Origin of the sequence: Xenorhabdus aichiensis, assembly GCF_028598775.1 — a bacterium.
GTDB lineage: Bacteria > Pseudomonadota > Gammaproteobacteria > Enterobacterales > Enterobacteriaceae > Xenorhabdus > Xenorhabdus bovienii.
Map to the genome: position 1 here is coordinate 23966 of NZ_JAQRFO010000049.1, position 8073 is coordinate 32038.

General features: G+C 58.1%; 2 protein-coding genes. Both read left to right on the plus strand.

The window, feature by feature from the left end; translation table 11 throughout:
• The first annotated feature begins 5 nt into the window (after positions 1 to 5).
• The gene (locus PSI22_RS17395) at positions 6 to 6623 is read left to right on the plus strand and encodes a non-ribosomal peptide synthetase (protein ID WP_273580836.1); all 6618 of its coding nucleotides are present in this window, start codon (positions 6 to 8) and stop codon (positions 6621 to 6623) included.
• Positions 6624 to 6634: 11 nt separating this feature from the next.
• Positions 6635 to 8073, plus strand: a 1439-nt coding sequence (locus PSI22_RS17400) for a condensation domain-containing protein (protein ID WP_273580837.1), incomplete at its 3' end; no start/stop codon positions are given.

An 8073-nucleotide genomic window follows, 5' to 3' on the forward strand; every position in this document is an offset into this window, starting at 1 on the left:
TTAACATGAATCTCGATGACCTGAAACGTGCTGTTCTAGAGAAGAAAATTGAAGAACAATTGAAAGCCCGCGAAGGTCAGCAGCAACGGCCATTGATTGAACAGGTGAATCGACATCAGCCTCTACCATTGTCCTTCGCCCAGCAGCGGTTGTGGTTTCTCAGCCAACTCGACCCGGCCGCCAGCCTGGCCTACCATATGTCTGTGGTACTGCGTCTCACGGGTCAACTTGACCGCCACGCGCTGACCACCGCCCTCGATCGCCTGGTCGCCCGGCATGAGAGCCTGCGTACCCGCTTCGTGCTGGTCGAAGGCCAGCCCTGCCAGCACATCGATCCCGCTGACGTCAATTTTGCCCTGTCCTACCAGGATCTGCGCCCACTGAATCCGGCAATGCATACCCCCCGTACCGCCGAGCTCTCCGCCCTCGAAGCACAGACACCCTTCGACTTTGTCCGGGGCCCGCTGATCCGCGGTCAACTGCTGCAACTGACAGATGAAGCACATATGTTACTGCTTACCCAGCATCACATCATCGCTGACGCCTGGTCCATCGGAGTATTCATACACGAACTGGGCACTCTCTACCGCGCCGCCCTCAACGGCCACGACGATCCTTTGCCGCCGTTGCCCATTCAGTACGCCGACTATGCGGTCTGGCAGCGTGACGGGTTGCAGGAGGCTGTCCTCACTGAACAGCGTGATTTCTGGTGTAGCCAGCTTCAGAACGCCCCGGCCTTACTGACACTCCCCACCGACCGGCCACGCCCATCGGTGCAAACCTATGCCGGCGATCAGGTGTCCTTCCAGCTCGATACCGCCTTGCGGGCATCGCTAAAGGAACTCGGACAGCGCCATCACACCACCTTATTTATGACCGTGCTGACCGCCTGGAGCATCGTCCTCGCCCGGCTCAGTGGTCAGGATGACATTGTTATCGGTACTCCGGTTGCTAACCGCCCACACCAAGAGTTAGAAGGCCTGATCGGTTTCTTCGTCAATACCCTGGCCCTACGTGTTACGCCGGGTGATGCGCCCCGTGTGTCCGATCTGCTCGCACAGATTCGTGAACGGGCACTCGCGGCCTATGCCCATCAAGATCTGCCCTTCGAGCAGGTGGTGGAAGCGTTGCAGCCCGAACGCAGCCTGAGCTACAGCCCGGTCTTCCAGGTGATGCTGACCTTAAACAACACCCCAGCTCAAGACCTGGTGTTACCGGGTCTACTGCTCTCTCCGGTTGAACAGGCGCGTTATAGCGCCCACTTCGATCTGACGTTATCGCTGACCGAAACCGAGACCGGCCTTACCGGTGATCTGGAATATGCCTCAGATCTGTTCGACCCCACGACCATCGAACGCATGGTAGAGTACTTTAAGCAGGTGCTGACGGCGATGGTAGCCGATGCGACACAAACCATCGCGAGTTTGCCAATCCTGCCAGCCTCGGAGCGACAACAGCTGCTGGTGGACTTCAACGCCACCCAGACGGATTTCCCGCAGGACGCCCTGATCCATCAATTGTTCGAAGCTCAGGCAGCACACCGTCCCGATGACACCGCCGTGGTGTTTGAAGATCAAGTACTGAGCTATGGCGAACTGAACCGCCGTGCCAATCGCCTGGCCCATCATCTGATCGCCTTAGGTGTACGCCCGGACGATCGGGTGGCAATTTGTATCGAACGCAGTCTGGAACTGGTGGTGGGTCTGCTCGCTATCCTCAAGGCTGGCGGTGCCTATGTGCCGCTCGATCCAGACTATCCGGCCGAGCGTCTGGCGTATATGCTTGATGACGCGGCACCAGTGGCTTTGCTGACTCTGACGGCACAGGTCGATAAACTAACCAGCCCCATAACCACGGTGGTGCTCGATGCCCAAGCATCATCCCTGGCGGCACAACCGCCCCACAACCCCGAACCGCAAGCACTGGGGCTGACGTCACGCCATCTGGCGTATGTCATCTACACCTCCGGCTCTACCGGATTACCCAAAGGGGTGATGGTCGAGCACCGCAATGTCCTTCGCCTGATCATCAATAATGGTTTTGCCGATATCGGTCCCGATGATTGTATTGCCCATTGCGCAAACGTCTCATTTGATGCAGCCACTTGGGAGGTGTGGTCTGGTTTAGTGCATGGCGCACGTATCCTGTTAATTCCAGAAAAAACCTTATTACAACCCGACTATTTTGGTCAGCGCTTATCATCGGAAGGTGTCAGTGCGCTCTTCCTGACAACCGCGTTGTTCAATCAATACGCGAGTTTAATCGCGCCGTTATTGTCGGGTTTACGTTATGTTCTTTTTGGCGGGGAACAGGCCGATATCCGTTCTGCAATCCGCCTTAGAGCCGATTACCCGCCACAGCACCTGCTACATGTATACGGGCCAACGGAGACCACCACCTTTGCCACGGCCTATGAAATCCCACTGACTGAAGGCGAAGAGAGGAAAATCCCCATCGGCCATCCGATTGCCAACACCCGGATCTATATTCTGGATACACAAGGCCAGCCCGTTCCTCTCGGTGTCGCGGGCGAAATCCATATCGCCGGTGCGGGTGTTGCCCGTGGCTATCTGAACCGCCCCGAACTGACTGCCGAGCGCTTCCCTACCGATCCGTTCTCCGCCGATCCGGATGCCCGCATGTACAAGACCGGCGACCTCGGCCGCTGGCTTCCTGACGGCAATATCGAGTATCTCAGCCGCAATGATTTCCAGGTTAAATTGCGTGGCTTCCGTATTGAGCCGGGCGAGATCGAAGCCCGATTGGTGCAATGTCACGGCGTACGCGAGGCCGTGGTTCTCACCCGCGAAGACGAACCGGGCCACAAGCGTCTGGTCGCCTATCTGCGGCCGCTGGACGGTGTTGAACTGGTTCCCGCCGAACTACGTCAGCAGCTTGCCCGGCATCTTGCCGAATATATGCTGCCCAGCGCCTTTATGATGCTCGACGCCTTCCCGCTCACCCCCAACGGCAAACTTGACCGTCAGGCGCTTCCCGCCCCCGACGCGTCCGCCTTAGTCGCGCGTGGCTATGAAGCGCCAGTCGGCGAGGTAGAAGCCGCCTTGACCCAGATCTGGCAAGACCTGTTGGGACTGACGCAGGTCGGCCGTCACGATCACTTCTTTGAACTCGGTGGCCATTCGCTGATGATCGTCAGTTTGATCGAGCGGCTACGCAGCCTCGGCTGGCGGCTCGACGTCCGCAGCGTGTTCGCCGCGCCCGTGCTTGCCGAGATGGCACAAACCATACTGGCACATCAGGATGACATTAACGCCTTCGTGGTGCCACCTAACCGTATTCCCGAAGGCTGCACCAGCCTCACCCCCGACATGCTGCCGCTCATCTCACTGTCCCAGACCGAGATTGATACCCTCGTCGACTCCATCCCCGGCGGAGCGAGTAATGTGCAGGATATCTATCCGCTGGCGCCGTTGCAGGAAGGTATCCTGTTCCATCACCTGATGCAGGCACAAGGCGATACTTATCTGTTGCAGAGCCTGCTTGCCTTCGACAGCTGCAAACGTCTCGATACTTTCCTTGCCGCCCTGCAACAGGTCATCGACCGTCACGATATCCTGCGCACCGCCGCCTGCTGGCAGGGATTATCGCAGCCGGTTCAGGTGGTCTGGCGTCAGGCACCGCTGTATGTCAATCTCTTCACTCCAGCCACGGCGGACGACGTTCCGGCTCAGTTATTGGCTCATACTGATCCGCGCCAGCATCGTCTCGACCTGAACCGTGCACCGCTGTTCGCCGCTGACATCGCCTACGATCCAGCTCAGAATGAATGGCTACTGGCTCTGCGTTTCCACCATCTGGTCAGTGATCATATGACGCTGGAGCTTATCTTTGCCGAAATTGCTCAGATACGGCAGGGGCAGGCCGAGACACTCCCCGCCGCATTGCCCTATCGCGACTTTATCGCCCAGACTCTGAACGTGCCGGCCACGGTGCATGAAGCCTACTTTGGCGCCCGGCTCGCCGACGTTGACGCACCCACCGCGCCGTTTGGCGTGCTCACGATACCGGGCGATAACGAGCCTGTCACCGAAGCCCGTCTCCCGCTTACTCCCGTTCTGGCGAAGGCCGTTCGCACCCAAGCCCGCCGTCTGGGGGTCAGTCCGGGGGTACTGTTCCATGTGGCCTGGGCTCAGGTACTGGCACAGACCAGCGGCCGCGACGATGTGGTCTTTGGCTCTGTGCTGTTGGGCCGCCTGCAAGGGAGCGCAGGCGCCGACCGGGTACTCGGCATGTTTATCAATACCCTGCCGGTACGGATTTCTCTGGCTAATCGCAACGTGCAGGAAGTAGTACAGGCTACCTACCGTGATTTGATGACGCTATTGGAACATGAACAGACTCCTCTAACACTGGCACAGCGCTGTAGCGGCGTGGCTCAGCCGATGCCGCTGTTCAGTGCCCTGCTCAATTACCGTCATAGTCAAATTGGCGAAGCAGAGGCGGTTGACACAACTTGGGCAGGCATGCGCGTCATCGCGACAAAGGAACGAACCAACTATCCGCTCACCCTGTCGGTGGATGATCTGGGAGCCGATTTCTATCTGACCGCTCAGGCCGTGGCCGGGATCGATCCGGCTCACGTCACCGTCTATCTGGTTAATGCTATCCGCGGTCTGGTCGATGCCCTGGCTCACGACCCGCAACAGTTGATTCTGGATGTGCCGCTCCTACCACTGGCAGAGCGGCAACAACTGCTGGTGGACTTCAACGCCACCGAGACGGACTTCCCGCAGGACGCCCTGATCCACCAGCTGTTCGAGGCTCAGGCAGCGATCCGGCCAGCCGCAACAGCCGTAGTGTACGAAGACCAGACGATAAGCTATGACGAACTGAACCGCCGCGCCAATCGCCTGGCTCATTATCTAATCTCCCTGGGCGTACGGCCGGACGATCGGGTGGCAATTTGTCTGGAACGCAGCCCGGAACTGGTGGTCGGCCTGCTTGCTATCCTCAAGGCGGGCGGTGCCTATGTGCCGCTCGATCCGACCTATCCGGCCGAGCGGTTGGTTTATATGCTTGATGACGCGGCACCGGTGGCCTTGCTGACCCAAACAGCATGGGTCGACAAGCTAATCAGCCCCGTGCCGGCGGTAGTACTCGACACCCAAGAGTCATCTCTGGCGGCGCAGCCAGACAACAACCCGGACGCTCAGGCTCTAGGGCTGACGTCACGCCATCTGGCGTATGTCATCTACACCTCCGGCTCCACCGGATTACCCAAGGGGGTGATGGTCGAGCACCGCAATGTCCTGCGCCTGATTATCAATAATGGCTTTACCGATATTAGCCCCGATGACTGTATTGCCCATTGCGCCAATGTTTCATTCGATGCGGCCACTTGGGAAGTGTGGACGGGTTTAGTACACGGCGCACGTATCCTGTTGATCCCAGAAAAGACCCTATTACAACCCGCCTATTTTGGTCAGTGCTTGTCATCGGAAGGCGTCAGTGCGCTGTTCCTGACAACTGCGGTGTTCAACCAATATGCAAGTTTGATCGCCTCGTCATTGTCGGGTTTACGTTATGTTCTTTTCGGTGGTGAGCAGATCGATATTCGTTCTGCAATACGTCTTAGAACCGATTACCCGCCAAAGCATCTGCTGCATGTGTATGGACCAACGGAAACCACCACCTTCGCCACGGCCTATGAAATCCCACTCACTGAAGGCGAAGATAGGAAAATCCCTATCGGTCACCCGATTGCCAATACCCGGATTTATATCCTGGATACACAAGGTCGGCCCGTTCCTCTCGGTGTCACCGGCGAAATCCATATCGCCGGTGCCGGTGTCGCCCGCGGCTACCTGAACCGCCCCGAACTGACTGCCGAACGTTTCCTCACCGATCCCTTTTCCTCCGATCCGGACGCCCGTATGTACAAAACCGGCGACCTCGGCCGCTGGCTTCCCGACGGCAATATCGACTATCTCGGTCGCAATGACTTTCAGGTCAAACTGCGTGGCTTCCGCATTGAACTCGGCGAGATCGAAGCCCGATTGATGCAATGTCACGGGGTACGTGAGGCAGTGGTTCTGGTACGCGAAGACGAACCGGATCACAAGCGTCTGGTCGCCTATGTACGGCCTCTGGACGGCGTTGAACTGGTGCTGGCCGAACTGCGTCAGCAGCTCGCCCAACACCTTGCCGAGTATATGCTGCCCAGCGCCTTTATGGTGCTCGACGCTTTCCCGCTCACCCCCAACGGCAAACTTAACCGTCAGGCGCTCCCCGCCCCCGACTCATCCGCCGTGGTGGCGCATGGCTATGAAGCCCCGGTCGGCGAGGAGGAAATCACTTTGGCCCGGATCTGGCAAGACCTGCTGGGACTGGAACGGGTCGGCCGTCACGACCACTTCTTTGAACTCGGCGGTCACTCGCTGATGGCCGTGCAATTGACAACGCGCATACAAACCGAATTTCTGGTCGATATCCCTATCGCCTCATTGTTTCTTTCCCCCAAATTGGCGGAACAGGCCAACATCATCTTTTCAGCGCAAATGGATGCGATAGGGGAAAACGATATTGAATCGATACAAAACTCACTTGATTTAATGTCAACAGAAGAACTGATGGCAATTTTAGGCGGAGACAATAATCAATGATAAGGAATGACATGAACCTCGATAATCTGAAACGTGCTGTGCTAAAAAAGAAAATCAGACAACAATTGCAAACTCAGCAACAGCAGCGGCCATCCATCAAGCAGGTTGATCGGAATCTTCCTCTGCCATTGTCTTTCGCCCAGCAGCGACTGTGGTTCCTTGCTCAGCTCGATCCCGCCGCCAGCCTGGCCTACCATATCCCGATAGCTCTGCGCCTTACCGGCCAACTTGATCGTCACGCCCTGACTACCGCACTCGATCACCTAATCGCCCGGCACGAAAGCCTGCGCACCCGCTTCGTATTGGTCGAGGGTCAACCCTGCCAGCACATCGATCCCGCTGATATCGGCTTTGTCCTGTCCTGCCAGGATCTGCGTTCGCTAGACCCGGCAATGCACAGCAACCGTATCGCCGAGCTTGCCGACTTTGAGGCGCAGACACCTTTCGACTTTACCCAAGGCCCGCTGATCCGCGGCCAACTGCTGCAACTGACAGACGAAGCGCATGTGTTACTGCTCACCCAGCACCACATCATCGCTGACGGCTGGTCTATCGGTGTGCTGGTGCACGAACTGGGCACTCTCTACCGCACCGCCCTCGACGGCCACGACGATCCGCTACCGCCGCTGCCCATTCAGTACGCCGACTATGCCGTCTGGCAACGCGACTGGCTACAGGGGGATATCCTCACGGAACAACGTGACTTCTGGTGCAGTCAGCTCCAAGATGCCCCGGCTTTGCTGGCACTCCCCACCGACCGGCCACGTCCCCCGGTGCAACGCTATGCCGGCGGCCAAGTTCCCTTCCAGCTCGATGCGACCTTGCTAGCGTCGCTTAAGGAACTCGGACAACGCCATAACACCACCCTGTTTATGACCGTGCTGACCGCCTGGAGCATCGTCCTCACCCGGCTCAGTGGTCAGGATGACATTGTCATCGGTACTCCGGTCGCTAACCGCCCGCGCCATGAGCTTGAGAACCAGATCGGCTTCTTCGTTAATACCCTGGCTCTGCGCGTCACCCTGGGTGATACCTCCCGTGTGACCGACCTGCTCACGCAGGTTCGTGAACGGGCACTTGCCGCCTATGCCCATCAGGAGCTGCCTTTCGAGCAGGTGGTGGAAGCGTTGCAGCCCGACCGTAGCCTGAGCTACAGCCCGGTCTTCCAGGTGATGCTGACCTTAAACAACACCCCGTCCCAAAGCCTGACACTGCCCGGTTTGCAACTCACACCAGTCGAACAGGTACGCTATGGTGCCCACTTCGACCTGACGTTATCGCTGACCGAAACCGAAGCGGGTCTGATCGGTGACCTGGAATATGCCGCCGATCTGTTCGACCCCGCGACCGTTGAGCGCATGGTCGGTTATCTGGAAAATGTGCTGGCGGCAATGACAGCCGATGCAACACAAGCCATTGCAAGCCTGCCGATGCTACCGTCCTCAGAGCG